The organism is Streptococcus sp. 9903, from assembly GCF_013276625.1.
GTDB lineage: Bacteria > Bacillota > Bacilli > Lactobacillales > Streptococcaceae > Streptococcus.
The window spans coordinates 1-25,219 of sequence record NZ_VMLI01000013.1 but is presented as its reverse complement, the minus strand read 5'-3'; the positions used below and the strand labels follow the sequence as shown (position 1 = coordinate 25,219).

27 protein-coding genes and 10 tRNA genes are annotated in these 25,219 nt (G+C 41.0%); 1 reads left to right on the top strand and 36 read right to left on the bottom strand.

Going from position 1 to position 25,219, the window contains the following annotated elements; genetic code table 11:
• Window positions 1-41 precede the first annotated feature (41 nt).
• From jag to tgt, 18 genes are all read right to left on the bottom strand, one after another.
• Complete coding sequence (gene jag, locus HT696_RS05970; protein WP_101786351.1) at window positions 42-1,028, bottom strand: RNA-binding cell elongation regulator Jag/EloR; 987 nt, start codon at window positions 1,026-1,028, stop codon at window positions 42-44.
• Between the two features lie 17 nt (window positions 1,029-1,045).
• Complete coding sequence (locus HT696_RS05965) at window positions 1,046-1,870, bottom strand: membrane protein insertase YidC (RefSeq protein ID WP_345789488.1); 825 nt, start codon at window positions 1,868-1,870, stop codon at window positions 1,046-1,048.
• Window positions 1,845-2,216, bottom strand: a complete 372-nt coding sequence (gene rnpA, locus HT696_RS05960; RefSeq protein ID WP_000739245.1) for a ribonuclease P protein component — start codon at window positions 2,214-2,216, stop codon at window positions 1,845-1,847. Before rnpA ends, HT696_RS05965 begins: the two co-directional genes overlap by 26 nt.
• Window positions 2,217-2,365: 149 nt before the next feature.
• The gene (locus tag HT696_RS05955) at window positions 2,366-3,556 is read right to left on the bottom strand and encodes an acetate kinase (RefSeq protein ID WP_173283432.1); all 1,191 of its coding nucleotides are present in this window, start codon (window positions 3,554-3,556) and stop codon (window positions 2,366-2,368) included.
• Window positions 3,557-3,605: 49 nt separating this feature from the next.
• Window positions 3,606-4,559 (bottom strand): class I SAM-dependent methyltransferase, encoded by a 954-nt coding sequence (locus HT696_RS05950; RefSeq protein WP_173283431.1) that lies wholly within the window; start codon window positions 4,557-4,559, stop codon window positions 3,606-3,608.
• 60 nt (window positions 4,560-4,619) lie between these two features.
• Window positions 4,620-5,207: a class I SAM-dependent methyltransferase gene (locus HT696_RS05945; protein WP_173253258.1), complete on the bottom strand. Its 588-nt coding sequence runs from the start codon at window positions 5,205-5,207 to the stop codon at window positions 4,620-4,622.
• A gap of 32 nt (window positions 5,208-5,239) precedes the next feature.
• On the bottom strand, window positions 5,240-5,653 hold the full coding sequence (comGG, locus tag HT696_RS05940) for a competence type IV pilus minor pilin ComGG (protein WP_173253259.1): 414 nt from the start codon (window positions 5,651-5,653) through the stop codon (window positions 5,240-5,242).
• Complete coding sequence (gene comGF, locus HT696_RS05935; RefSeq protein WP_173283430.1) at window positions 5,631-6,092, bottom strand: competence type IV pilus minor pilin ComGF; 462 nt, start codon at window positions 6,090-6,092, stop codon at window positions 5,631-5,633. Before comGF ends, comGG begins: the two co-directional genes overlap by 23 nt.
• A complete protein-coding gene (gene comGE / locus HT696_RS05930; RefSeq protein WP_188110395.1) occupies window positions 6,055-6,357 on the bottom strand; it encodes a competence type IV pilus minor pilin ComGE in 303 nt (100 codons plus the stop codon). Before comGE ends, comGF begins: the two co-directional genes overlap by 38 nt.
• Window positions 6,320-6,724, bottom strand: a complete 405-nt coding sequence (gene comGD / locus HT696_RS05925; RefSeq protein WP_240150250.1) for a competence type IV pilus minor pilin ComGD — start codon at window positions 6,722-6,724, stop codon at window positions 6,320-6,322. The genes comGE and comGD overlap by 38 nt, the downstream gene beginning before the upstream one ends.
• A complete protein-coding gene (gene comGC / locus HT696_RS05920; RefSeq protein ID WP_083989313.1) occupies window positions 6,717-7,043 on the bottom strand; it encodes a comG operon protein ComGC in 327 nt (108 codons plus the stop codon). Before comGC ends, comGD begins: the two co-directional genes overlap by 8 nt.
• 1 nt (window position 7,044) lies before the next feature.
• A complete protein-coding gene (gene comGB, locus HT696_RS05915; protein WP_173283442.1) occupies window positions 7,045-8,061 on the bottom strand; it encodes a competence type IV pilus assembly protein ComGB in 1,017 nt (338 codons plus the stop codon).
• Window positions 8,009-8,950, bottom strand: a complete 942-nt coding sequence (gene comGA / locus HT696_RS05910) for a competence type IV pilus ATPase ComGA (RefSeq protein WP_173253262.1) — start codon at window positions 8,948-8,950, stop codon at window positions 8,009-8,011. Before comGA ends, comGB begins: the two co-directional genes overlap by 53 nt.
• Window positions 8,951-9,026: 76 nt before the next feature.
• Window positions 9,027-9,392 carry a DUF1033 family protein gene (locus HT696_RS05905; protein ID WP_173218179.1) on the bottom strand — a complete coding sequence of 122 codons (366 nt, stop codon included), beginning with the start codon at window positions 9,390-9,392 and terminating at the stop codon, window positions 9,027-9,029.
• Window positions 9,393-9,541: 149 nt separating this feature from the next.
• Entirely contained in the window at window positions 9,542-10,600 is a 1,059-nt protein-coding gene (locus HT696_RS05900) for a zinc-dependent alcohol dehydrogenase family protein (RefSeq protein ID WP_173282966.1), read from the bottom strand.
• A 162-nt stretch (window positions 10,601-10,762) separates the two neighbouring features.
• Window positions 10,763-11,914 carry an N-acetylglucosamine-6-phosphate deacetylase gene (gene nagA / locus HT696_RS05895; protein ID WP_173282967.1) on the bottom strand — a complete coding sequence of 384 codons (1,152 nt, stop codon included), beginning with the start codon at window positions 11,912-11,914 and terminating at the stop codon, window positions 10,763-10,765.
• A 151-nt stretch (window positions 11,915-12,065) separates the two neighbouring features.
• The gene (locus HT696_RS05890; protein ID WP_120164283.1) at window positions 12,066-13,883 is read right to left on the bottom strand and encodes an acyltransferase family protein; all 1,818 of its coding nucleotides are present in this window, start codon (window positions 13,881-13,883) and stop codon (window positions 12,066-12,068) included.
• 100 nt (window positions 13,884-13,983) lie between these two features.
• The gene (tgt, locus tag HT696_RS05885) at window positions 13,984-15,126 is read right to left on the bottom strand and encodes a tRNA guanosine(34) transglycosylase Tgt (RefSeq protein WP_173250001.1); all 1,143 of its coding nucleotides are present in this window, start codon (window positions 15,124-15,126) and stop codon (window positions 13,984-13,986) included.
• Between the two features lie 116 nt (window positions 15,127-15,242).
• On the opposite strand from tgt, the gene HT696_RS05880 reads away from it, so the two are divergent.
• Window positions 15,243-16,100 (top strand): DUF975 family protein, encoded by an 858-nt coding sequence (locus tag HT696_RS05880; RefSeq protein WP_173282968.1) that lies wholly within the window; start codon window positions 15,243-15,245, stop codon window positions 16,098-16,100.
• Between the two features lie 25 nt (window positions 16,101-16,125).
• On the opposite strand, the gene pcp is transcribed toward HT696_RS05880, so the two are convergent.
• The 18 genes from pcp to HT696_RS05790 all read right to left on the bottom strand — a co-directional run bounded on the left by pcp (window position 16,126) and on the right by HT696_RS05790 (window position 25,195).
• Window positions 16,126-16,770: a pyroglutamyl-peptidase I gene (pcp, locus tag HT696_RS05875; RefSeq protein ID WP_173218170.1), complete on the bottom strand. Its 645-nt coding sequence runs from the start codon at window positions 16,768-16,770 to the stop codon at window positions 16,126-16,128.
• Between the two features lie 218 nt (window positions 16,771-16,988).
• The gene (locus HT696_RS05870; protein ID WP_173218871.1) at window positions 16,989-17,351 is read right to left on the bottom strand and encodes a DUF1304 family protein; all 363 of its coding nucleotides are present in this window, start codon (window positions 17,349-17,351) and stop codon (window positions 16,989-16,991) included.
• 10 nt (window positions 17,352-17,361) lie between these two features.
• Window positions 17,362-17,787, bottom strand: a complete 426-nt coding sequence (locus HT696_RS05865; RefSeq protein WP_173218873.1) for a MarR family winged helix-turn-helix transcriptional regulator — start codon at window positions 17,785-17,787, stop codon at window positions 17,362-17,364.
• 198 nt (window positions 17,788-17,985) lie between these two features.
• The gene (locus tag HT696_RS05860; protein ID WP_173218875.1) at window positions 17,986-19,176 is read right to left on the bottom strand and encodes a LysM domain-containing protein; all 1,191 of its coding nucleotides are present in this window, start codon (window positions 19,174-19,176) and stop codon (window positions 17,986-17,988) included.
• Between the two features lie 159 nt (window positions 19,177-19,335).
• Complete coding sequence (locus tag HT696_RS05855; protein ID WP_173282969.1) at window positions 19,336-19,962, bottom strand: HAD family hydrolase; 627 nt, start codon at window positions 19,960-19,962, stop codon at window positions 19,336-19,338.
• A gap of 3 nt (window positions 19,963-19,965) precedes the next feature.
• Window positions 19,966-21,246, bottom strand: a complete 1,281-nt coding sequence (locus HT696_RS05850; protein WP_173282970.1) for an MATE family efflux transporter — start codon at window positions 21,244-21,246, stop codon at window positions 19,966-19,968.
• Window positions 21,247-21,306: 60 nt separating this feature from the next.
• On the bottom strand, window positions 21,307-22,791 hold the full coding sequence (thrC, locus tag HT696_RS05845) for a threonine synthase (protein WP_173282971.1): 1,485 nt from the start codon (window positions 22,789-22,791) through the stop codon (window positions 21,307-21,309).
• A 75-nt stretch (window positions 22,792-22,866) separates the two neighbouring features.
• Complete coding sequence (locus HT696_RS05840; protein WP_173282972.1) at window positions 22,867-24,144, bottom strand: gamma-glutamylcysteine synthetase; 1,278 nt, start codon at window positions 24,142-24,144, stop codon at window positions 22,867-22,869.
• A gap of 107 nt (window positions 24,145-24,251) precedes the next feature.
• Window positions 24,252-24,335 (bottom strand) — tRNA-Leu (locus HT696_RS05835).
• Window positions 24,336-24,344: 9 nt separating this feature from the next.
• Window positions 24,345-24,416, bottom strand: a tRNA-Gln gene (locus HT696_RS05830).
• A gap of 13 nt (window positions 24,417-24,429) precedes the next feature.
• A tRNA-His gene (locus HT696_RS05825) sits at window positions 24,430-24,502 on the bottom strand.
• A 14-nt stretch (window positions 24,503-24,516) separates the two neighbouring features.
• Window positions 24,517-24,587, bottom strand: a tRNA-Trp gene (locus HT696_RS05820).
• 4 nt (window positions 24,588-24,591) lie between these two features.
• Window positions 24,592-24,672, bottom strand: a tRNA-Tyr gene (locus HT696_RS05815).
• A 12-nt stretch (window positions 24,673-24,684) separates the two neighbouring features.
• A tRNA-Phe gene (locus HT696_RS05810) sits at window positions 24,685-24,757 on the bottom strand.
• Between the two features lie 3 nt (window positions 24,758-24,760).
• Window positions 24,761-24,834 (bottom strand) — tRNA-Met (locus tag HT696_RS05805).
• 10 nt (window positions 24,835-24,844) lie between these two features.
• Window positions 24,845-24,934 (bottom strand) — tRNA-Ser (locus HT696_RS05800).
• 82 nt (window positions 24,935-25,016) lie between these two features.
• Window positions 25,017-25,090: transfer RNA gene (locus HT696_RS05795), tRNA-Ile, on the bottom strand.
• Window positions 25,091-25,124: 34 nt separating this feature from the next.
• Window positions 25,125-25,195 (bottom strand) — tRNA-Gly (locus HT696_RS05790).
• Window positions 25,196-25,219 lie beyond the last annotated feature (24 nt).

The window sequence follows — 25,219 nt, the reverse complement described above, 5'->3', positions numbered from 1 at the left end:
CTCCTCTAGCTAGCAAAAAATCAGGAGAACCCTGATTTTACTTATTCTGTATCTACAACGACATAGCGATTTGGCTCGTCACCTTCAGAGTAACTGGTCACGCCATCCATACGTGAAATAATACGATGGATAATCTTGCGTTCGCTATTCGACATTGGATCTGTCTGATGACTGCGTCCTTCTTCCAAAACACGAGTCGCTAATTTTTGCGCATAGGTCTGCAAGACTTCTGCACGGTGTTCGACATAATCATTGACATTGATTGTAATGTAGAAGGTTCTTGAATAGCGGTTGTAAAGATAATTTTGAGCCAACAGTTGCAAGGCCTTCAAGACTTTACCATGGTAGCCGATAATACGACCTGGTTCGTTGGTGTCAATTTGTAGATTGATGCTACGACGGTTATAATCATTTGAAAGTGTGGCTTCAACATCCATGTCATCAATAATCGTTTGAACATAAGTCGTTACTTCCGTAGCTACTTGTTCAATATCAAAGCTCGGTTCAACCTTCAAGCCCAAGTCTTCTAGTTCTTGACTTTCAGTTTGCTCAGCTTGGTTTTCAATAATAGGCGTTTCTACTTCTTCGAGAGCAGTTTCTTCAAGTTGTAATTCATTTAAAATCTCAATGTGACCAGTTTCTTCCAAGATAGTGCTGGCATGTCTTTCATGTTTTAAGATTTCAGCCTTGACTTCATCAGAAATACCTTGGCCTTCCTCTTCAATCTTTTTAATTGCTTCTACAACATGACCCAAATCAACAGTTGCTTCACTGACTGTTTTAACAGGCTCATTCAAATCATTGATTTGTTTTGGAACTCCCTTTACAGCTTGTTGGTTTGCTTTTACAACTGTCGTTTCACTAATAGCATCGATATCCACTTGGGCTGGTTTTTTACCAAATAAACCAAGAAATCCTTTTTTCTCGCGAGAAATGACTTTGATATGAGCCTTCATTCTTGGAATATCTAATTCTTTCAATCCTTTCTGGATTGCTTCTTCAACAGTTGAACCTGTAAATACTACCATTACCAGATTCCTCCTTATTATTTCGTTTTCTGAGCCTTTTTCTTGGCTTTTCTTTTTCTATTTTCCAAATCTTTCTGTGCCTGAACTACTGCCTCTCGCTCTGCGATAATCTTGAATGGATTGTTCAAGAAATAGGTTTGCAAGACTTGATAAGCATTAGACACTGCCCAGTAGAGCGCTACTCCGCTTGGAGCATAAACCCCAAAGATAAAAATCAAGACTGGAATCCCATACATCATCGCAGTCGTAGCACCATTACGCTCAGACAAGGCTTTGTTGGACAACCAAGTACTTAAAAAGGTAAATACTGCCGCTAAAATCGGAAGAACAAGGGTTGTATCCACACCACCAAGGTTAATCCATAAGAAATGACCTGTCTTTAAAAAGTCAACTCTTGATAGAGCTTGGAACAAGGCCAAGATAACCGGCATCTGAATCAAAATCGGCCAAAGAGAATCCGACTGTCTGACACCCATTTCTTTAAAGACTTTACGCATTTCTTGCTCTAGCTTGGTTCTGCTTTCCATATCTCGACCCGGATATTGTTCTCGAAGTGCCTTAATGCGTGGTTGAGCTTCCTGCATTTTTCTAGAAGCCACCATTTGCACTTGAAAGACTGGCAAGAGTACTGTACGAATCAAGATTGTAAAGAGAATAATCCCTACTCCGATACTAATATCAAATGATAAAAAGCGAATGACCTCTGCAAAGAAGTAAACCAATTTACTCCAAAAATCAGTCGAATCTGCCGTAATATCGCTAGTTGTCCCATTAGTTGCACAGGCTGTCATAATCAATAGAGACAGTCCTAGCAAACTAGTCAACTGTAGTTTCTTTTTCACTCCCATTTCCTTCCTGGTAAATCTTTGATAATTTTAATACGTGGAGTAGATTTTTCTCCATCTCTGCGTATCCCAAGGTTTCAACCCCTTTTCGAGCAATGACAACAAAGTCGACATCTTCTACCAGACTCCCTTTTGCATTCTGGATAATATGACGAATCCGTCGCTTGATTTGATTTCTAGTGACGGCATTCCCCAGCTTTTTGCTAACTGATAGACCTACTCGAAAATGGTTTTTCTGGTTTTCTAATTGGTAGACAACAAATTTGCGATTGGCAAAACTTGTTCCCTCCTTGAAAATTGCCTTAAAATCTTTCTCTCTTTTTACACGAAAGTTTTTCTTCAAAACTCAACTCCATCTATTAAATTACTACTATTATACCATATTTTTCAAAAAAGCCAATCATAGCAAGGTTTGGGACAATTTCATCAGAAAAAGAAGCTGGAAAAATCACTTTCCCAACTCCTTGTACGGAATATTTTTTCTGATTTTAGTTATTTTTTCAAGCGTTCAACGTCACGGGCAATGACCAATTCTTCATCAGTTGGAATAACCAAGACACGAATCTTCGCAGCCTCTGTTGAGATGTCTCCTGTCACGCCAAAGACGTTCTTTTCTGGGTCAACATCACAGCCAAACCAAGAGATACCTGAGATAACATCTTCACGTACGTTTGCAGCATTTTCACCGATACCTGCAGTAAAGATAATAGCATCTGCTCCATTTAGGACCGCAAGGTATTGACCGATATGTTTTTGGATACGGTCAACATACATTTCATAGGCTAAAGTGGCATCATGATCCCCTTCTTCCATAGCAGCAATCACATCACGCATATCACTAGATTTACCTGAAACACCCATAAGCCCTGATTCACGATTAAGGACGCGACTAATATCTTCAGGCATGTTAAAGTCCTCTGTATATTGCATTAAGTAAGGAATGATGGCTGGGTCAATATCCCCTGTACGAGTACCCATCATCACACCACCAAGTGGAGTGAAGCCCATTGAAGTATCGACAGATTGACCACCTTTAACGGCTGTAATAGAAGCACCATTACCGATGTGGCAAGTAATCAATTTCAAGTCTTCTAATGGACGTCCCAAGAGTTTTGCAGCTTCTCCTGCTACAAACTGATGGCTTGTACCGTGGGCACCATATTTACGAACCTTGTTTTCTGTGTAATATTTTGTTGGTAGAGGATAGCGATAAGCTTTCTCTGGCATACTTGTGTGGAATGAAGTATCAAAAACAACTACACTGGTAATGTCTGGCAACAACTCCTTGAAGGCACGAACACCTGCTGCATTGGCTGGATTGTGGAGAGGAGCCAACAAGCTCAACTCTTCAACTTTTTCTAAAACATCTCCCTCAACGACTGTTGATTCTTTGAAATATTCTCCACCTGCAACAACACGGTGTCCAACACCTGTAATCTCATCATAAGCCTTGATAATATCGAAACGAATCAAGTCATCCAATAAGATTTTAACAGCTTGTGTATGATTTTCGATATCCAAAATTTGTTGCTCAGAACGACCATCAAATTTTACAGTTGAAATTGAATCTTTCAAACCGATACGTTCAATCAAACCTTTCGCCAATACTTTTTCTTCTGGCATTAAGTATAATTGCCATTTCAAACTTGAACTTCCCGCATTGATTGCAATTGTTTTTGTCATAACAAGACTCCTCTTTTAAGCGTTTTCATCTATTATAACAAAATCTATTTTATATTTCAGTACCTTGAGTCCATTTTTGAAAATTTTCTTTAAATTTCATTAAAACACTTGCATCTTGCAAGCTAGCAAGTGGATAAACAAAAGGCTCTACTGCTATTTCATTTTTCTTCTGTAAGATAAAAATGGTCTTGGATTGTTTGGCATTGGCAAAGAGATTTGCAGGTAAACTAATCATAGCAACCAGACTTGCCTCCTCTTTCAACCAGCCTTTCAACAAATCACTTTGAGGACTGGTCAACAAATCACTCGAAGCTAGAAAAATAGCGTATCCGTCTGACTTGAGGTACTTAAGTCCTTGTTCCATGAGCAAGTGATGGGCGTAAGTATGTTCTTGACTAGAAGCAACTTGATGGCGCGACGCAACGGCATCATCAGGATAATAGCCGACCGGCAAGTCGCTGATGACCACATCGCTTTCTTTGAGCATTTGTGGACGAACGGCATCTCCTTGGACAAAGCCAGCCTGCAAACCAATTACATCTGCCATGCTAGCTGCCAAATCAATCAGCAAATCATCCACTTCCATTCCCAAGTAATCCACTTTTTTAGCAAGCGAGGTCAAGAAAGTAGCGCCTAGAATTCCCATGCCAGAACCCATTTCGAGGATCGTAATCTCCTCCTTTTGAGACAACTCTTCCACAATAAACACCAAAAGCAAAGCAATGACATCTGGCGTAAACTGGTGATTGGCCTGTAGGGGCTCTGTTTGCCCAGCCTTCATCAAGAGAAACTGGTAGGTCTTGAGCCATTCTTCTTTGCGAAGCGCTAAGCGTTTAAGGGCCTGATTGTTCTCCTTGACCTGCTCTAACTCAGTCTCACCATCCAAATAGATGCTATTTTGCTCCACCAGGGCGTCATAAAAATTGGTCGCCAAATCACTTTGAATGACTTGGACATTCTCTAGTAAATACGTATAAGCTTGTTCAATTTTTTCAAAATCCATATTCCTATCTTATCAAATTTCCCTTCTTTTTTCCATCCTTATAGAAAAATCACTCCCTGACTAGGCGAGTGATTTTTGGGCTACTGTTAAAAAGAGTTCTGAGTAATTTCCTTGAAACAGGTCTTTAGCACTGTAAAGAATCTGACTATCAATGCTCGAAAAACCAAACTGAGCTAGCTTGTTTTCCAGTTCAGCTAAATCAAATCCATGATGGTTAGCTTCTGTCTTGGTAAAATCAGCAAGTAGGAGTTGCCCATCTTCCTTCAAATGTTGATGAAATAGTGAGAGAGCCGCATCCAAATCAGGCATATGGTGAAGAACCCGACAAACAACAATGAGATCAAACCCTTGCTCTAAGGGGTTTTCCAGTAAATCTTGCTCCAAAAACTGGATATTCTTGATGTCTTGCTGCTCCGCTTTCAAACGAGCTTGCTCCAGCATTTTCTCCGAAATATCCACCAATGTTACAGACTTAGCCTGCTTGGCTAGGGGCAAGGTTAACAGACCCGTCCCTCCACCAAAATCCAAAATTTCTTTGTCTGATAGAAGATCAATCTGTTTCTCGACTGCTTGACAAACCAAGTTTGCAAGGAAGATATTTTTAGGGGAATCAAAAGTTTCTGCTTTGTGGTTAAAATCATGTTTCATGCTTTTAGTTTAACACAAAGTAGCTTGGTTGGCTAGGAATTCCCTTTCTTTTCAGGCTTCTCTTCTGATTTTTTCTTCTCCACTTTTTCGCTTGAATCGGTCGCTACCTCTTCCTTTTTATCCTTTTTCTCTTCTTTGATTTTGACTGAAGGAAAGATGAATTCATATTGTCTCTTAGGCGTACGAACCCTTGTCACCAAGTTTGTTTTCTTGTTTTGATAGCTTACCTGACCCAGATTAAAGACCTGTTCCCCGCTTTCTTGCTCGGCTTTATCCTTGGTTCGTTTAGCCATGGCAAAAGCAACCAATTTTTCTTTATTCAAAGCATAGTCTTGATAGTGGGCAACTTGTCGGTTCAAGTAAAATTGTAACAAAAGACTAAAGATAGCTGCCATGGTGACTGCATAGAGGAGAACCCCTGCCTTAACTTTCTTCTTTTTCCACACGATAGATGAACTCCCTTTCTAAGCCTTTTTGGAACTGGAAACGAAAACGAACCAGTTGATTGTCCTCTGTAATCTGCGCAGATTTGAGTCCATAAACCATAGGCTGATAACCCCGTCCACTGGCATCGGTTTTCCGAAAATCGTCTGACTTTGACTTACCGATGGCGATGTCCTTGCCATCCTGCTTCATATAAATGCGATTGTCTTCCACTTTTTCAAACTGCGAACGGTCTAATTCTGCCTCCAGCTGGTCCACAAACAAGAGCCACTCTTTTTGTTCGCTTTGTTGCTGGTAGCGGACTTCTGAAATGAGGAGCTGACTCATGGCTCGAAAGAGGAGTAAGCTTCCACTGATGACAATGAGGGCAATCAGGGATTCTAATAAGGTAAAAGCCTTAACCTTATGGCTCTCTGATAGCCAACAACTGTTCTGAACCATGGTAGACCTCCAATCCCTTTTCACTAGAAAATACCTGAATCTCAACTCCGTTGATGCTTACATGATTTTGACCTGTCTGCAGAGCCATCTTAGCTACCCTTAAGACTTCTTCCTTTTGCAAGATTTTTGCTTCTTCTTGCCTATTTTTCTGAATTTGTCCCAAAAGGAGGGTCGCAATGCTGGCAAAGATAGCTAAAGCAACCACTGCTTCCAGTAAAATCACTGCCCTAATTTTTTGTTTCCTTAATGCGTTTAATTTTTCCATTTCCTAGATATAATTGATAGCGAATCGCTCCTTTACTTGTCTGAAATTCAACCTTAGCCAGGGACGAATTGCCCCCAGCACGGTCAAATGTGATACTTTGTCCTGATGGCGCCTGAATTCCTTTAGGAACTGTCAGCTTTTGACTGCCATTGCTAATCGTCTGCCCATCTAAGTTCAGACTAGTCTTTTGCTGACTGGCTACACTGTGTTTTTGAGTTTCCCGATAGAGTTCTTCAAATTCCATAAAGAAAATCTGCTCCTCTACCGCCGCAAAAGTGGACTGGACAGAGCCGGACAAGCCCAAGGCAAGGATACTCACAAGCCCCAAAACCAATAGACTTTCCAGCATGGTAAAGGCCTTAATCATTGACTTTACGATTTGCTCCTCCGTTTTTAGTATAGTATTCATTATAGGCTTTAGCCTGTTCAGGAGTAATACGCCCATCTGCTTGTAACTTACTTAGGCTAGCATCTTCATTTTTTTCTAAGCTATAAAGCTCTGCCTGGCTTTCCACCACCTTAACAACAGCAGCTTTCCCTTTGTCATTGACCGCCTCTTTTTGCTTGGTCAAATTAGGTACAAAGAGCAAGAGAAGCACACTAATGATTAAAAGGACCACTAACATTTCTACCAGAGTGAAAGCTTTAACCTTAGCTTTTTTCAAGAATGTCATCATTTTTTTCATGTTAAAAATTTACCTCCATATTTTGATACATGGGCATGAGCATTGCCGCATAAAGTAAAACGATAATCAGAGCCACAAAGATAAAAACCAGTGGCTGCACCAAATTCATGGTGCGGTTGACTCGGGTAAAAAAGGCTTCCCAAGTTTTTTCAGCATAGATTTCCAACTCACTACCCAGCTTGGACTTGACTTCCCCATACTCGATAATGAGACTCAACTCCTTCTTAAAGAAAGGATAGGTCCCTATCGTCTGAGAAAATTCGCAACCATTTTGCAGGGCTTGAGCCAGATCTTGACCGATTTCTTTAAAGAGCTGGGAACCTTGTTCCTGCATGATTTGAAAAATCTGCGTCAACTCCAGCCCTTGAGAAATCATATTCCCCCACTCACGCGCATAATAAGCTGTCAGATAAGTCTGCACAAAGATTCCAAGAAAAGGAAGGCGTGCTAAGATAGAAAAGACGCACATCTTAGAACTTCTTTTATAAAAAGTTAGTGCTAAAAGGGCAAGTATGGAAACAAAGCCTATCATGCCTAGAAAAATTTGTGGCAGATTGCCAATAATTTGGGTGGCGATATTGCTACTATCCAGTTGCGGTAGTAGATAATTCCGTAGCCCCAGCATGATTAAGAGAAGAAAACCTAGCAAAATCAAAGGATAGGTCGCTACTTCAATTAGCTTTTTCTTGACCTTGGCCAGATTGTCTAGATACTCTTCTATCTTTCCCAAACTCAGGTGGAGATTTCCATGGACTTCCGCTAGGGATAACTGAGTGACAATGGCACTTGAAAAGCCCAAACTAGCCATCATTTCTGAGAATGATTTCCCCTGAGACAAGCCCGTGAGCATCTGGGTCACACACTGCTTATCCAACAAGGCACTCCTATCTAAAAAAGAGATGGTCTCCACCAGATGAAAACCACTGGAAAAGAGATTATTAAATAAGGTGATGATATTTTTTTGCTTAGCTGTAGCTAATTTTTTCCGTTTCAGCCTGAAGACTTGTGATATGTCCATCTTTAAGAAGCTGGTCAATCTGTTCATTCCAGCTAGATGGCTGGTGTTCTTGATAGTCTTTATTTGCAAAGTCAACGATTCCTCCTCCCCCGATTAATCTCTGATAGCAGACTCCTTGCAGAACGACTGCCAATTCCTCCTCACTCACACCCAACTCCAGCAGGCGTTCATAAACACCTCGGATACTCTTGGCATGAATGGTTGAAAAGACTGTCGCCCCTGTCAAACTGGCTCTGACCACTGCACGCGCCGTCTCGCTGTCCCGAATTTCTCCGATAATCAAGAGATCAGGACGATGCCGTAGGGAAAGCTTAATCAGATTTTCATAGGTCAGTCCGATTGCTTCATTTAGCTGCAACTGGAGCATGTCGCCCTGCTTGATTTCTACAGGATCTTCAATGGACATGACTTGCTGTCCTTTAAAGAGAGATTTAGCCAATTCATGCATCAAGGTCGTCTTGCCACTTCCGACTGGACCAGCAAAAAGATAAAGTCCCCGTTGCCTATACTGCTTGCCCAATTCTTCAATATCCTGAAACCAAAAATGCAAGTCCTGCTCCTCATCATGCAACAAGCGAATGACTAAACTCTCCTGCCCTCGATAATCGCCTACAGTAGATAAACGTAGGGACGCCATCTTCTGGTCATATTCATAATCACAGGAACCCAGTTGACTACGTCGCTTTTCTCCCACATTCATACCTGCCACAAACTTAAAGTGACTGATGACGGCCGCAAATTTTTCAAAATCATAACAACCGATTTTACAGCGCTCGTCTCCTACCCTCATATGAAGCTCATAGGCATCTAACTTGGGGACAAAATAAATATCCTGCGCCCCTTTTTTCCGAGCCGAACGAATGATTTCTTGTGCAATTTCTTGAACCATACTTACCTCCTCACCTAAACTATTCGCAAAGATTTGGGAAAATAAAAAAAGCAACTCCAAAAAAGTTACTTTTTCTCTATTTTAATTTCATACGGCAAGAACGGTGCCTTTCCTTACCTGTTTGTTTTTCATAGCCTGGGCGTAATTTTTCATCTGGAATAACCTGCTCATCCTGCAAAAGAGCCAAAGAATGGTATTGTTGTAAATACTCGTCACATTCATCACACCAGCGTTGGTCTTCTGGATCCCAAAAAATGGTCATCAAATCACTTCTACTTTTATAAAGAGGAGATTCTCGTTCCAATCTAAACCAGCAAGTTTTGTAGTATTTGAGAGCATCATAATACTGGTCAAATTTCTTACTTGCTACAATATCTTCTTCCCAACCTTCTAAGAACCACCACGGTTCAAAATCTCCGTACATTTCTATAACACGATACATATTCATTCATTCCTTTGTACCGTATATTATAACCAATTCCGCTAAACAAGGAAAGAAATATGCTCATTGCTTATTTTTCAGATAAAAAATCCAGCCATCCTATGATGACTGAATTTCTATTTGCTTATGTTCCAAAATGTTTTTACTACTTAAGCTTCTGAAATATCGTTTTCGATGATGACCTTAATGGCATGGTGGTCTGCTGCCTTACTGAAAACTTCATAGGCTTTTTCAATTTCACTTAGTTTGAAATAATGAGTTACCAATTTTTCTGGTTCAATCTTATGACTTTCAAGAGCTTTCAACAATTGTGGAGTGGTATTTGTAGATACCAAACCAGTTGTTACATTGATGTTACGAATCCAAAGTTTATCCAAATCGAATTCAACTGGTTTACCATGCACACCACAGTTGGCAACCGTTCCGTCTACACCGATAATCTTTTGACAGAAATCAAATGTTGCAGGAATACCAACAGCTTCGATAGCAACATCTACCCCACGGCCATCTGTCAAATCATAAATTCCTTTAATGGCTTTTTCAGGGTCTGAAGAATTAATCTTATGAGTCGCACCGAATGATACAGCAGTTTCCAAGCGGTTATTGTCTAAGTCCACCATCATCAATTTAGCTGGTGAATAGAATTGAGCTGTCAAAAGAGCTGCTAAACCAACTGGACCTGAACCAATAATGGCTACGCTGCAACCAGGTTCTACTTTCCCTTTTAAGACACCAATTTCATATCCAGTAGGCAGAATGTCTGATAGCATAACCAAGGCTTCATCTGACAAGGCTTCTGGAGTGTGGTAAAGAGTGTTATCTGCATGAGGGACACGTAGATACTCAGCCTGCATACCGTCAATCAAGTGACCGAAAATCCAGCCCCCTTCGTCTTCACAGTGGGCATAAATTCCTTTTTTACAGTAGTAGCATTTACCGCAGGCACAAACACAAGAAATCAAGACCTTATCGCCTTTTTTGAAGTTAGAAACTCCTTCCCCAACTTCTTCAACAATCCCAATTCCTTCGTGACCAAGAATGGTACCACTTTGACAAGCAGGAACATCCCCTTTGATAATATGGAGGTCTGTTCCACAAATAGTGGTTTTTACGATACGCACAATAGCGTCTGTTGGCTTGCGAAGCACTGGTTTGTCAACGTCAACAAAAGAAGCAAGTCCTGGTTTAACATAAGTATAGGCTTTCATAAAGCACTCCTCCGTTTTTTTATTTGTATTATTTATAATGTAATTGTAAACCTTTTCAATTGCTTGTTCAAGATTTTTTGTGATATTTTTAACTTTTTCATTTACCGGTAAAGCAATATAGATAAAAAAGCAGAAGCTAATCTCTAACTTCTGCTTTCTCTCTTATGCTTGATAACGTTTCACACCGTCTAGGTAGGTTGCTACCAATTCCAAATCTTTATCTAATACGATAAAGTCTGCATCATATCCTTCACGAATTTGTCCACAGACATCATCAATATTAACAGATTTTGCTGGGTTAAGGCTAGCCATCATGACCGCTTCGTGTGGATTTGCAATACCCCACTCGACTACATTTCTCATACCATCTTTAAGTTTGAGGATAGAACCTGCCAAATTACCAGTAGATTTGAGACGTGCAGTTCCATTTGCTACTACAACAGGGAATTCTCCCAACATATAGTCACCGTCTTCAAGCCCACCAGCTGTCATACAGTCCGTAATAAGAGCGATGTTTTCTGTCCCCTTTTGCTTAAGTAAAATCTCACAAGCTTTTGGATCTACGTGATAACCATCACAAATCAATTCTGCGTAAGTATGTGGGAGCTCATACATAGCTCCTACCATACCTAGTTCGCGGTGTGTTAAACCACGCATCCCATTATAGGCATGTACCCATACACTAGCTCCAGCATCAACTGCCTTCTTAGCTTGTTCAAATGTCGCATCTGAGTGTCCAAGTGCAACTGTCACACCTTCACCTGTAATAGTACGTACAAAATCTTCCACCCCATCACGTTCTGGTGCAATAGCGATTTTATTTAGCATCCCTTTTGCAGCATCTTGCCAAGAATGAAACTCCTCAACACCCGGGTCTCTCATATAAGTTGGATTTTGTGCCCCCTTAAAAGTTTCTGTGAAATATGGACCTTCATAATAAATCCCACGAATCTTAGCACCTGTTGCTTCTTTATAATGGTTTCCAAGATTTTCAGTGACTGCAAGCAATTGCTCATAAGTGGCTGTTAAAGTTGTGGGCAAGAAACTGGTAACACCGGTACTAAGAAGTCCTTCACTCATAGTATGCAATGTCCCTTCAATGTTGTTGTCCATCACATCTACACCTGCATATCCATGAATATGAGTATCCACAAGACCTGGTGCAATGCTATAACCTGTATAGTCAATCACCTCTGCTCCTTCAGGAATTTGCTCTACATGTTTTCCAAACTTGCCGTCCACAAGTTCCAAGTATCCACCACGACGAACCCCGTGTGGGTAGAAAAATTGATCTGCTTTAATATAGTTAGGCATAATGTTAACCTCCTTAAAAGATTGATTCTACAATTTATTATGTCAATTACATTATAAACCTTTCTTTTTTATTTGTAAATGGTATAGACCTATTTTCTAGAGATATTTTAAAAGAGCTGGATTTCTCCAACTCTTTTCTCTGTAATACAGGTTATTTTGATTTGACTGGTTTGTCTTGAGCTGTTTGCAAGGCTGTAGCAATGGTATCTGCATACAATTTTGCTCCTACTTCAATAGTGCTAGTGTCACTTCCGAAATGGACTTGGTCTGTTCCTGCCCAGATTTCTGGATGCTCTTTCGCAACTTGATTCCAATCTGCTATCGTAATGTAAGGTGTCTTCTCTGCCAATTCTCTCATATAGGCAGCCGCCTTCTCAACGATGGCATAGGTCTCTTTTGTCTTATCTCCCTCATAAGGAGTCACCAAAACCATATGATGGCCCTTAGGAAGATTTTTCACGATACTGTCCCAGTCTTCCTTGTAATTTTCAGGATTATTTACCCCAGTCGCAATGACCACCATCTTAGGTAAAAATTTATTCTGGCTATTGTTTAGCATGATTTCATTGGCATTCTTGGTTGTTCTGCTGACCTGAGCATTTATCTGTGCTCCTGGAAGGGCTGTCTGCAAAGCTGTATTTGCCCTTAAAGCCACCGAGTCACCAATTAACATAGTACCATCAGCAATCCCCAAACTATCAGCTTCTGCTCGTTCTGCCATCACTTTTGTTTGGGCAATATTTGTTGCAGCTTGCTTCAAGCCATTGACAGTTAAATCTGTCTCAAACGCTCCCACTTGTGGTGCCAACAGAGTTACTAAGAAGACAATGAAGGCCAAGATTCCTGTACTTGTTGCAAGAATTGCGTGAATATAAGGCAGGGGACGAAGAGTTTGTATAATAGGTGTGTTCTTTCCTGCAATCCAAGGTTCCAATACATAGAATGATAGGCTAGCAAAGCCATAAGAAAAAATCAAAGTCAGTAATACAGCAAGAAGATTTGATGTCAACTGTGAAAAAATGATATAGAAAGGCCAATGGAAAAGATAAACCGCATAGCTAGTATCCGCTAAAAAGCTGATCATCTTTGGCTCCTGCACGTTAGGAGTCTTTTCATGTAAGACACGCGCCGCCAGAATCATAGCAAGAGCTGCAAGGCTGGCAAGCAAGAAGCCAATAAGATAGGCAAAGAGATAGGTAAATTTGACAAAGAAGGTCAAAATGAGTAAGAAGGCAAAACCTCCTGCAAAAATCAACAGGGTCTTTCGTAAATCCCAGATTTTATCCAACTGCTTGACGAGGGAAGTCGTCTGACGAACGCCTACAATAGTTGCTAGGATACTTCCCAAAAAGAATGGATAGACATGAGTTAAACTGGAGAAGTAAACAGAGGAATAAGAGGTTACTAGAAAACTACCAATAAACATGGAGAAGAAGCTGATCAAGAAGGCAGTGGCAGATAAAAGAAAGACCATCCCCTTCAACTGACCATTTGATTTAGCCTGTTTAGATAAGAACCAAACTGCCAATCCCCAAAGAATATAGTAGTGAACCTCAACGGCCAAGCTCCAATTATGAACAAACAAATGAGGAATGAACTGAGATTCATAACTCCCACCTGTTAGAAGTTCATAGAAGTTGGTCATAAAGCCTAAGACACCTGCAATCTGACCCCCAATTCCAGCTACATAATCTTGTCGAACTAAGAAAGTAAAGGGCATGGTTACCAAGACCATCAAAACCACAGGTGGAACAATCCGATAAAAGCGTCTCCTAAAAAATCCAATCAAGTCAATCTCGTGATTCTTAGAAAATTCTTCGATGAGTAGAGCCGTAATCAGGAAGCCTGAAAACGTGAAAAAGACATCTACCCCGAAAAAACCTCCAGGAAAGATGGTCTGAAAGAAGTGATACAAGAGTACCAAAAGTAAACCTATAATCCTAATCAAGGAAAACCATTTAATGCGCATACGAGTTTATTCTTCCTTTCATTGTACACTTTATTCTATCAAAAAAAGAAGAAAAATCCTAAGAGAAAACTTAGGATTTTTAGCTTATATCAATTCCATTTTAGAAATTGCGTCCTGACTTATTATAGCCATATTTTTCCACAAAATACTCACGAAATTCCAAGAGATTGTCAGCCATGATGGCTTGTCGCACTTGCTTCATCAGGTTGAGTAAGAAGTAAAGATTGTGGTAGCTAGTCAAGCGGATACCAAAGGTTTCATCGGCCTTGAGCAGGTGACGAAGGTAGGCGCGTGTATAGTTCTTACATGTGTAGCAATCACACTCAGGATCCAGTGGCGTAAAGTCCTCAGCAAACTGGGCATTCTTGACAACCAAACGCCCCTGACTGGTCATACAAGTTCCGTTACGAGCAATACGAGTCGGCAGGACGCAGTCAAACATATCCACCCCACGAATCACACCATCAATCAAGCTATCTGGTGCTCCGACCCCCATCAAATAGCGAGGTTTATTTTCAGGTAGCAATTGAGTTGTAAAGTCCAAGACTGCATTCATCTCTTCATGGGTTTCTCCCACTGCCAAACCACCGATAGAGTAGCCTGGAAAATCCATGCTGACAAGGTCATGAGCCGATTGGCGGCGAAGATCTTCAAATCCTGCCCCCTGCACAATCCCAAACAATCCTTGGTCATGCGGACGACGATGAGCCTTCAAACCACGCTCAGCCCAACGACTGGTACGCTCGATTGATTTCTTAACGTAGTCATAAGGCTGATAAAACTGAGGACATTCGTCAAAGGACATCATGATGTCTGAACCCAAATTATTCTGAATAGAGATGGCTTTTTCTGGCGATAGGAACATCTTAGAACCATTGAGATGGTTTTTAAAGGTTACACCTTCTTCTGTGATATTACGGCTATCTGCTAAGGAATAAACCTGAAAACCACCACTATCTGTCAAAATTGGTTGATCCCAATTCATGAATTTGTGGAGACCACCTGCGCGTGCGATGAGTTCATCTCCAGGGCGAAGCCAGAGATGATAGGTGTTTGATAGGATAATTCCCGAACCCATCTCCTTCAATTCTTCAGGCGACTGAGTTTTGACAGTGGCTTGAGTTCCAACTGGCATAAACATAGGTGTTGGGAAGGTACCGTGGGGAGTGATGATTTCCCCCAGACGAGCTCCCGTGTGTTTTTCTTTCTTAATCAAACGATATTTGATTGGTGAATCTGACATTTTTTACCTCCGAAGCTGGGAAAAACAGTCCCAGTTCATACTTTGTGCCCAAGGGCATACTGTATGATTTTATCAAAAAAAGTAGGAACTGTCACGAACTATGGTATAATGAGAGAATGAAATACCCAAAAATTGATTTAAAAACCGTTCGTCTGCAAGCCAGACAATTTCAGGCTGAAAATCCCCGCCTCTTTCTCGTCTATCTCTTACCTAGCATGCTGGTCATATTGTCTGGCTTCCTCAATCCCTTAGAGCGTATCAACGAGTCTATTTTAGAGCAATCCTTTTTAAGCGTGCTTGGTCATGTATTCCAAGCCTACCTTTTTCCACTATTAGTCTCCTTTATCGGAACAATACTTCTAACCAGTTCAGTTTATACAACTCTGAAACTCATCAAGAATCCAGATACAGAACTATCCGTCAAAAATAGTCTGGCTCTATTTGACGAAGAGCACTTTTCACAAACCTTTTTGACCCTCCTTCTCAAACGTTTCTCTCTCTTTTTATGGAGCATTCCTAGCTTGCTTGGAATTTACTTTCTTTTTTACAGTAGCTTTCTAGCAAAGAAATTCATTGTCCTTCATCCTGAGTTTCCCAATCTGGATCTCACGTCAATTGAAACCGAACGCTTCCTCATGACCTTTGGTCTCTACTTTCTAGCAAGTGTCCTCTTGATGATTGTCGGAAATAGTCTCTATATTCCACAATACTATGCCTATTCACAGGTAGAATTTCTCCTCTGTGACACTCTAGACTTAGGACAAGCCAAACCAGGACAAATCCTAAAAACCAGCCGTTTCCTGATGAAAGGCTACAAATTTCAACGCTTTATTCTAGACCTACAACTCCTTCCTTGGTACTTCCTCAATTGGATTACCTTTGGGATTGCTAGTTTCTCACTCCTACCCTACATTCAAATCAATAAAATAATTTTCTACCGATCTATACTGGCTCAAAAACGTCCAAAAGCTTGAAGGTTTTCCCTCAAGCTTTTTTCTATCAATGAGTTTCTCCGCCTACCAACTTGAGGTCCTGATCTCCATGTTCGATAATGGCGCCGATTGCCGCTTCTATCCCTCGCCTAATATCCACTAAACTCATAGCTGGAGTAGTCGGTCGATTCACCACCTGTTCCATCATATAAGGAATATGCATAAAACCTGCCTTAATATGTGGAAATTTCTTTTCTACCAAATAGAGGACCTGATACATCAAATGATTGCAGACAAAAGTCCCTGCCGTATTGGAAACAGAGGCCGGCAAGCCCTCTTTTTTTATAGCTTGGACCATCGCTTTAATCGGCAGACTACTAAAATAGGCAGGAGCACCATCTGGACGAATAGGAAGGTCAATCGGTTGATTACCTTCGTTATCCGGTATGCGTGCATCGTCTTGATTAATGGCCACTCGCTCGGGTGTCAAGCTAGTTCTTCCACCAGCTTGGCCGATACAAAGGACAAAGTCAGGTTGATAACGAATCAGTTCTTCTTCCAATACTTGGGCCGATTTGTGAAAGACTGTTGGCACTTCTAACCAACGGACCTCAGCACCATGGATTTCAGCTGGTAAACCTTTAATGGCCTCCAAAGCTGGATTAACCTTTTCACCTCCAAAGGGCTCAAAGCCTGTCACTAATACTTTCATTTCTAACTCCTCAAAACCAATTTAATGAAACTATTTTCTTAAAGACAAGTATAACATATTTCCCTTATTCTGGAGTGAAAAGGACTAGCGAGGCTAGGATTGCTCTTTGATACTCAATGAAAATCAAAGAGCAAACTAGGAAGCTAGCCGCAGGCTGTACTTGAGTACGGCAAGGCGACGCTGACATGGTTTGAATTTGATTTTCGAAGAGTATGAGTTTATTTAAAGAGTAAAATACTCATCAAGGTCAAAATAGCTGGTCCTCCTTGCTTCAAAATAATTTTCTTATCTGCTGTGAGAGAGCCATAAGCCGCAGCACCAATCACAAATAAAACAAAAATAGTCACAATTTCTAAATTCTGTGAGAAATAAATCCCATACAAGAGAAAGACTCCTAGCAGAGCATTATAAATCCCTTGATTTTTAAACAATGAACTTACTGACGGACGAGCCAGTTCTTCCTTGTCCATGTTAAAGACACGACTAGTCGCATCTGATTGCGTTGCAATACTTTCCAAATAAAAAATGTAAAAATGCTCCAAAGCAACAATCGTTGCTAAAATGATTGTCATAATTGACACCTATTTCTCCTTAAATTTCTATATTTTCAATACCCAAAACCAATTTATTTACTAAACGGCTGAGTTCTGTTCTTTCAGACTCTGTTAAGATACTTTCCATCGCTTCTTTAACCTTGATATGCTGCAGAGGCGGATTCACAACTAACTGCTCCTTGGCATACTTCGTAGTCTCTACCAACACTTCTCGTTGATTTTCAGGATTGCGATGACGCTCCACCAGACCTTCCTTTTCCAAAATCTTGAAATGTCGTGTCAAGGCAGCTTGATCAATCTTCAAACGCTCCTGAACCGCTATTTGATTACAAGGGGAATGCTTCAGTAAAAATAATAAAATCTGATACCGTGTCAAACTAATCCCAAGCCTTTTTTCAAACAATTGCGTACTCGCTTGCTCAGACAAGCGGAGTTGATACAGTAAATCTTGAATCTCTAACATTTCTTCTTCTCTTTTATTGATTTATCAATAGTTGACTAATCAATTATGATGCAAAGTAAAAAAAATTTCAAGGATTATGCTTGAATCATTACAAGATGGTAACTTCCCATTCAAATTGATAAACAAAAAACGAACGAGACTCGCTTCCTATCACGAAAGCTAGATCTCATTCGTCAAAATGATATTACCAAGTCTGATTTATCCATTCATTGAAACGTGAACGTGGTCATAGTGATTTTCTGTCACGCTACCACGGTCTGGCATCGGGTTCCAAGTGTTAGCTGGTCCATATTTGCTATCGAATGGAGCATAGAAACGTTGTTTCCAGATGATATAACTAATGCCGCGGCTAGCCATGTTTTGAATAGCGTATTCCGCAATCTTATCCCCTAGTTCTGAGCTTTCTGGTACCATGAAGTCGATAGCCAAACCTTTTCCGTGATCTCCACTGTCTCCTGGACGGTAACCACTAAAGGATGTGATGCCAAACAAGTTAGCAATTTCTTCTTTAAAGGCAGCCGTTTGTGGTTGAAGGCCTGCATTTTCAGATTTCGCTACTGCAAGTCCAGCATAATCGGGCGCAGCTGGAGCTGTGTAAGTTGTTGAAATTATTTTCGTCTCTTCTGGTTGATAAGTAGAAACTGTTGGTGCAGCTTCACTTGATGATGCTACTTCTTTTACTTCTTTTACTTCTTCTGCACTTGTTACAGTTGTTTCGCTTGCTGTTTCTTCTGCTGGCGTTGTAGTTGCTTCTACTGCTGATTCAGCTTGAGTCCTTGCTTGTGTTTCCTGCTTCTCAGTTGGAATCGTTGCCTGAGGAGCTGCTTCTTCAACTGCACTACTTGTTTCGGATGTTTGCTCCTCTGGGACAGAAGTACCTGTAGATGGTGTCACTTCTTCTGTAGCAGTCACTGTCTTTGTAACTTCTGAGCTTGATGCTACTTCTTTTGGCGCTTCTGCAATCGGTTGAGAAAGGTCTGCAACCTGAACAGTTTGATTATCAACCGTCACTTGATTGGTTGTCAAATCTGCTGTCGCAGTTCTCACTTCTTCACTAGAGTCTGCTTGAGGAGTTTGGATTTCAACTTCTGTTACTTCTTCAGCTTCATTAACAGTCGTTGTCAAAACAGTTTCTGGGAAAATCAGGTCCATATTAGTGATTTTATTCAAATTCGCAAGAACTGTGACATCTACACCCAAGGCTTCTGCAATTGTGCTCAAGGTATCACCATACTGTACTGTATAACTTGTTTTGTTATCCGTTTTAGTCAAATCATTTTGGATTTGCTCAACACTACGTGCAGTCCAAAAAAGTTCTTCTGCTTGAGTTACCAATACTGGGGCAAATGACAAGGCTACTGTTGAGGCTAATAATATTCTTTTCTTCATTCTTTCAAATTCCTTTCAAATGAGTACCTGTCTATGATAACACAAAAAGAGCAGAAAAAAAGCCCTCTCGGGCCTATTTAATAGAACTGTCTATTCCTTGTAACAAACTCAGTTACTTGAAATAGTTTGTTAGGTATCTGTCACAAAACTGACACAATCTTATCGTTCCCAATCCCCAAAAATACAAGGAATATCTGCTAACCCTTGAATCCTATGATTGCCTCCATAAGACGACTCTAAAAAATTAATGCTCTGAATACCACTATTCTGGGCGAATTCCACATCCAGAGTTCGATCCCCTATATAATAGGTCTTCTCAGAATCCAACTGATACTTGTCTAACAGATAGGTAGCCGCTTCTGGACTGGGCTTCCGCGCAAAGCCACTCTGACTGGTTAAAATCTCTGTAAAATAAGATCCCAAACCCAAGTCTCTTAGAATGGTAAAAGCATTATCTCCTTTATGAGTGTAGACAAATTGCTGAATCCCTGTCTCGTCTGCCCAAGCTAGCACCTCACGCGCACCTGGCATCAAAACTACCTGAGCATTCTTCTCAGTCAGACTCTGGGCACGCACCTGATTTAGCACTTCCACATCTAGCTTTCGCTCTTCTGCCACCTGCACAAGCAAATCTTGCACCGAATACTTGAGGATAAACTCTCTCACCTTCTCCTTATCATAAGGAATAACAAACTGACCAAAAGTCTCCTCAATCCCTGATAAAATTGCTTCGTAAGAGTCCAATAAAGTCCCGTCTAAATCCCAAATAAAAGCTGTTTTTTGCATTTCCTATCCTTTCAAGCTCATATAACGCTGGTAACGGTAACGTAGAAATAACCAACGAAAACCATTATCCAAAAGGGTTCCGGCCCAAATACCGGGCAAGCCCCAACCAAGCACAATCCCCATCAGATATCCTGTTCCAATGCGGATACACCACATTCCTATACTTGTCGCATAAAAGGGAAGCCGAGCATTGCCCAAACCCTGCCAGACTGCTGTATAGATGACTGTTCCTATCGTCATAGGAGTACCAAGTAGTGAAAAAAGTGTCACTAAAACACTAGCCTCCACCGCTAGAGAATCAGTCGTATAGAGATGAGTTAATGGTACCCCCAAGGCATAGATACTAAAGGTCAAGGGCAACATGAGAATCAGAGAAAGCCAAAAGGTTTGTTTGCTCAAACTAGCGACTCTTTTCCAATTATTCTCTCCAACTGCTCGGGCCACCAGCATGACAGTTGCCGTAGCCACGCCAAAGACAGGCATATAGTTAAACTGGGTCAAAACTTCTCCGATTGCATTTCCAGCCACTGCCTCCGTCCCAAAAGAAACAACCAAGGCAATGATCACGACATCTCCAGCCCGCATCATGAGACGTTCTCCAGCTGCTGGTAAAGCCAAGGTCAACAGCTCCTTATCTAAACCAAAAGTTGGCTTCGCATAAGGAAGTTTTAATTGTAACCACAAAATCACAAGACCAACCAAACGAGACAGAATTGTCCCCCAAGCAACACCAGCTATCCCCATATCCAGAACAAAAATAGCTAGACTTGAAAAGAGAATATTCAAAGCATTTGACAAGAGGCTAACATAAAGAGGCAGACGTGGATTATGCGTTGCACGAATCAAGGCACCCAGACTAGTCATCAAGCCCAAAAGAACAATCGATCCGCCTACCAAAGATAGATAGAGTCCACCACTCTCAGCTACATCTCTCTCCGTCCCCAAAAGCCCTATCATCTCTTTCCCAGCGAAGATGGACAAAACTCCTAAAAGGAAACTTAATAATAAGGTAATCTTCAAGGCCTCGGTCACATGATAGGTTAACTTCGACTGGTCTTTCTGCCCCATGCTTTTTGAAATAACACTGGAAATAGCAGCTCCCAGAGCGATGAAAATCGCCTGATAAATCGTAATAATATTGCCAGCTACTGATACACCCGAAATAGCTATCAAGCCCAAGTGAGCGACCAAATAACTGTCCACCATTCCCATGAGCATCTGCAAAAAGTTTTCGCCCATAGCTGGCAAGGCAATATTAAGAATGTCTTTATTTTTCTTAAACAATCTCTCCTCCTGATGAAAAGAAACTCAGTTGGTTTCCCAACCGAGTTTACTCCCTCTGTCTTAAAGTCCTAGATAAGCCTCAACCGCTGATTGCATATCAGCAGCTGCCACTGTTGTCTTATGACGAACAGAAGCTGTTTCAAGCCCATCAACTGCTGGTGGCACTGCAACGCCTGAGATTTCATGTAATTGAGCCAAGGCTTCAAAGTCAGTCAAGCCAACTTTCCCCGTTACAGCTTCTACTGCAACTACTGGGAACTTGTATGGACTAGCTGTTGAAGCAATCACTGTCTTAGTCGCATCGCCAGTAGCCGCTTGGTATTTTCTATAAACTGCTGAGGCAACCGCCGTATGTGGATCCTCGATATAAGAATCTGACTCATAAACACGCTTGATTTCTGCTGCTGTTTCTTCCTCAGTCGCATATTCAGCTGCAAAGAGGTCAAGAATCTCTGCATCAAAGTCTGTCAACTCATATTGACCTTGGCTATTCAAAGCATTCATGAGTTCAGCTGTCTTAACCGCATCATTACCCAAAAGATGGAAAATGAGACGCTCCAAGTTTGAAGATACCAAGATATCCATAGATGGGCTAGTTGTTACCTTAAACTCACGTTTCTTATCGTAAACACGTGTTTTGAAGAAGTCTGTCAAAACATTGTTGTCATTTGAAGCACAGATTAATTTGCCAACTGGAAGACCGATTTGTTTGGCATAAAAGGCAGCCAAGATATTTCCAAAGTTTCCTGTTGGTACTGTGAAGTTAATCTTATCACCAGCCACGATCTCAGCAGTCTTGACCAACTGAGCGTAAGCATACACATAGTAGACAATCTGTGGCACCAGACGACCAATGTTCATCGAGTTAGCTGATGAAAATTGCAACTTGTTGGTAGCCAATTTTTCACGAAGGGCTACATCGTTAAACATATGTTTCACGTTGGTTTGCGCATCGTCAAAATTACCATCAATGGCGATAACATGAGTATTGTCACCAGTCTGAGTGGTCATTTGCAACTCTTGTACCTTGCTGACACCATCCTTTGGATAAAAGACGATAATCTCAGTGCCAGGAACATCCGCAAACCCTGCCATAGCAGCTTTCCCAGTATCACCAGATGTCGCTGTTAAAATGACGATTTTGTTCTCCAAGCCATGTTTCTTAGCAGCAGTCGTCATAAAGTATGGCAAGATAGACAAGGCCATATCCTTAAAAGCAATTGTTGAACCATGGAAAAGTTCCAAGTTGTATTGCCCGTCTAATTTCACTAATGGTGCGATAGCTGGAGTATCAAATTTGCTATCGTAGGCATTGTTGATACAGTAGTCCAACTCTTCAGCTGTAAAGTCATCTAAAAATGCTGACAAAACTAACTTAGCAACTTCCTGATAAGAAGCATCTTTCAATTTGTCAAAGTCCAAATCGACCTTTGGATAAGTAAGCGGTGTAAACAAACCACCGTCCGTCGCCAAACCTTGCAAAATAGCTTGGCTAGCAGTTACTGTATTTTTCGCATCACGCGTTGATTGATAAACTAATGTCATTACTCTCTATCCTTTATCTATAGTCTCTTCCATTATATCATGATTTTTCAGAAAATTCTCCCTTTATAAAAGAAATTATAGTCCCAATTCTTCTTTCAAAGGCTGTAAATAAATCATTTCTTGTTTATTTCTCATCTGCAGACCTTCCTCAGCTAGCTGGAGTAAGTCTTTTGAAAACTCTATAATTGCAGTTTCTTCCTGTTCTGTAAGCTTTTTCTTAGAAAATTGTCGTCTTAAAAACTTATAATTTCGCCCAAATTCTTTAAAAAAAGGTGCTGTTTCTAAGTAAGCTTCTAACTTATATAAATTGACCAACAATCCTAAGTGAAAAGCTGCTGAAGCGAAGGTTCTATCTAGAGATTGAGTACACACACTACGAAACTCAACTGTTCCGCGAGTCGTTAAGTCTTGGTACTGATAACTACGATGAGTTTCAAAATCCTTCTCTTGAGGGGAAATAAGAACCTCATCCCCATTAAGATCAAATGCTTGGATTTCAGGTGTATCCAAATAGTCCCTAGCCTGAATCGGATAAAAATAATAGGTTTGCCCATCACGTTCCGCAGTAAAAATTGCAGAATGATCTAGATAATCAAAAAAATCATCCTTATCTTTAAAGAGCCTAGCATTGACACCGACGTTCTCTGGATATATACCATGCATCGATTCTTCCCAAAAAATATCCCTTGAAATTTTCGTATCCCAATCCTCACCTGAAAACTCAGAATTGGCAAATAAATAAGCCTTAACTCCTTCAATTTGAGTAAAAGCATTAATCACCCGTAAGTAGTTAGATTTTGAAACATCCAGCTGAACCTGACTCCCACAGATAAAAGCACCATATTCAGGGAAATGATGTAAATCTGATTCAATCACATTCCTACTCAAATTCAAATAATCCATCAACATCTGATAGCGTGGATAAGCCACTGGACAATTCTCATTTTTATCCCAGTTAGGATGAATACCGCAACCAACGATAGCATGATTGGATTCGCCTAATTGTCTCTGAATTACATCCATATAATTATTGAAACGATTTTCGACCTCTTGAATTGTTTCGGCCTTACCAAATGCAAACTCAATCGTAGTATAGGAAACTTCAAACAAAATAGCATCCTGACTTATCGGATCTACTAACTGGATCGGATTGCCAAAATCATCTACCTTTTCGACAGTGAAATCAAAAGAAGAAACTAAATATCGGAATAAGTACTTGATAACTTCAACATCTGTAGCATCCCCTTCCAAGTTTACAACAGGATATTCCAGCTCAATCCCGACAAACAATTCAGGATTTTCTTTAATATTTTTCAAATACCGATGTTTTAATAAATCGATAGAACGAGACATACTTCCCTACACTTTCATAATCTAAATAAAATTTGGATAAGTATTATTATACCAAAAATAACATAAAAAAGGAACGAAGACTTACAACGTTCCTTATCGCTATACTATACCGGCGGCCGGGGTCGAACCGGCACGTCCTTGCGGACACTGGATTTTGAGTCCAGCGCGTCTGCCAATTCCGCCACGCCGGCAAATAGTAACTGGGGTAGCTGGATTCGAACCAACGCATGAGGGAGTCAAAGTCCCTTGCCTTACCGCTTGGCTATACCCCAATAATATAAAATAGGCGAGTGATGGGGATCGAACCCACGCATGCCAGAGCCACAATCTGGTGTGTTAACCACTTCACCACACCCGCCATAATTCTATTAACACGGGCAGTAGGAATTGAACCCACACTGAAGGTTTTGGAGACCTTAGTTCTACCTTTAAACTATGCCCGTAAAATGGAAGGGGAGGGATTCGAACCCCCGAACCCGAAGGAGCGGATTTACAGTCCGCCGCGTTTAGCCTCTTCGCTACCCTTCCAAAATATATAAATGGCGCGAGACGGAATCGAACCGCCGACACATGGAGCTTCAATCCATTGCTCTACCAACTGAGCTACCGAGCCTTATTGCGGGAGCAGGATTTGAACCTACGACCTTCGGGTTATGAGCCCGACGAGCTACCGAGCTGCTCCATCCCGCGTTAATACAAAAGGAGGATGTGGGATTCGAACCCACGCACGCTTTTACACGCCTGACGGTTTTCAAGACCGTTCCCTTCAGCCGGACTTGGGTAATCCTCCAAAATAGTTTATACGGGAACAAGCCCGCGTCTTCTTAGTGAACAGATAATATTCCAATCCCCCACTAATGGACTAAACACTATGGGCACGAGTGGACTCGAACCACCGACCTCACGCTTATCAGGCGTGCGCTCTAACCACCTGAGCTACGCGCCCAAGTTAAAAACTTGGTACAAAGAACAAAGTTCAAAGCGGGTGACGAGAATCGAACTCGCGACAACAGCTTGGAAGGCTGTAGTTTTACCACTAAACTACACCCGCTAAAATGGGAGTTAACGGGATCGA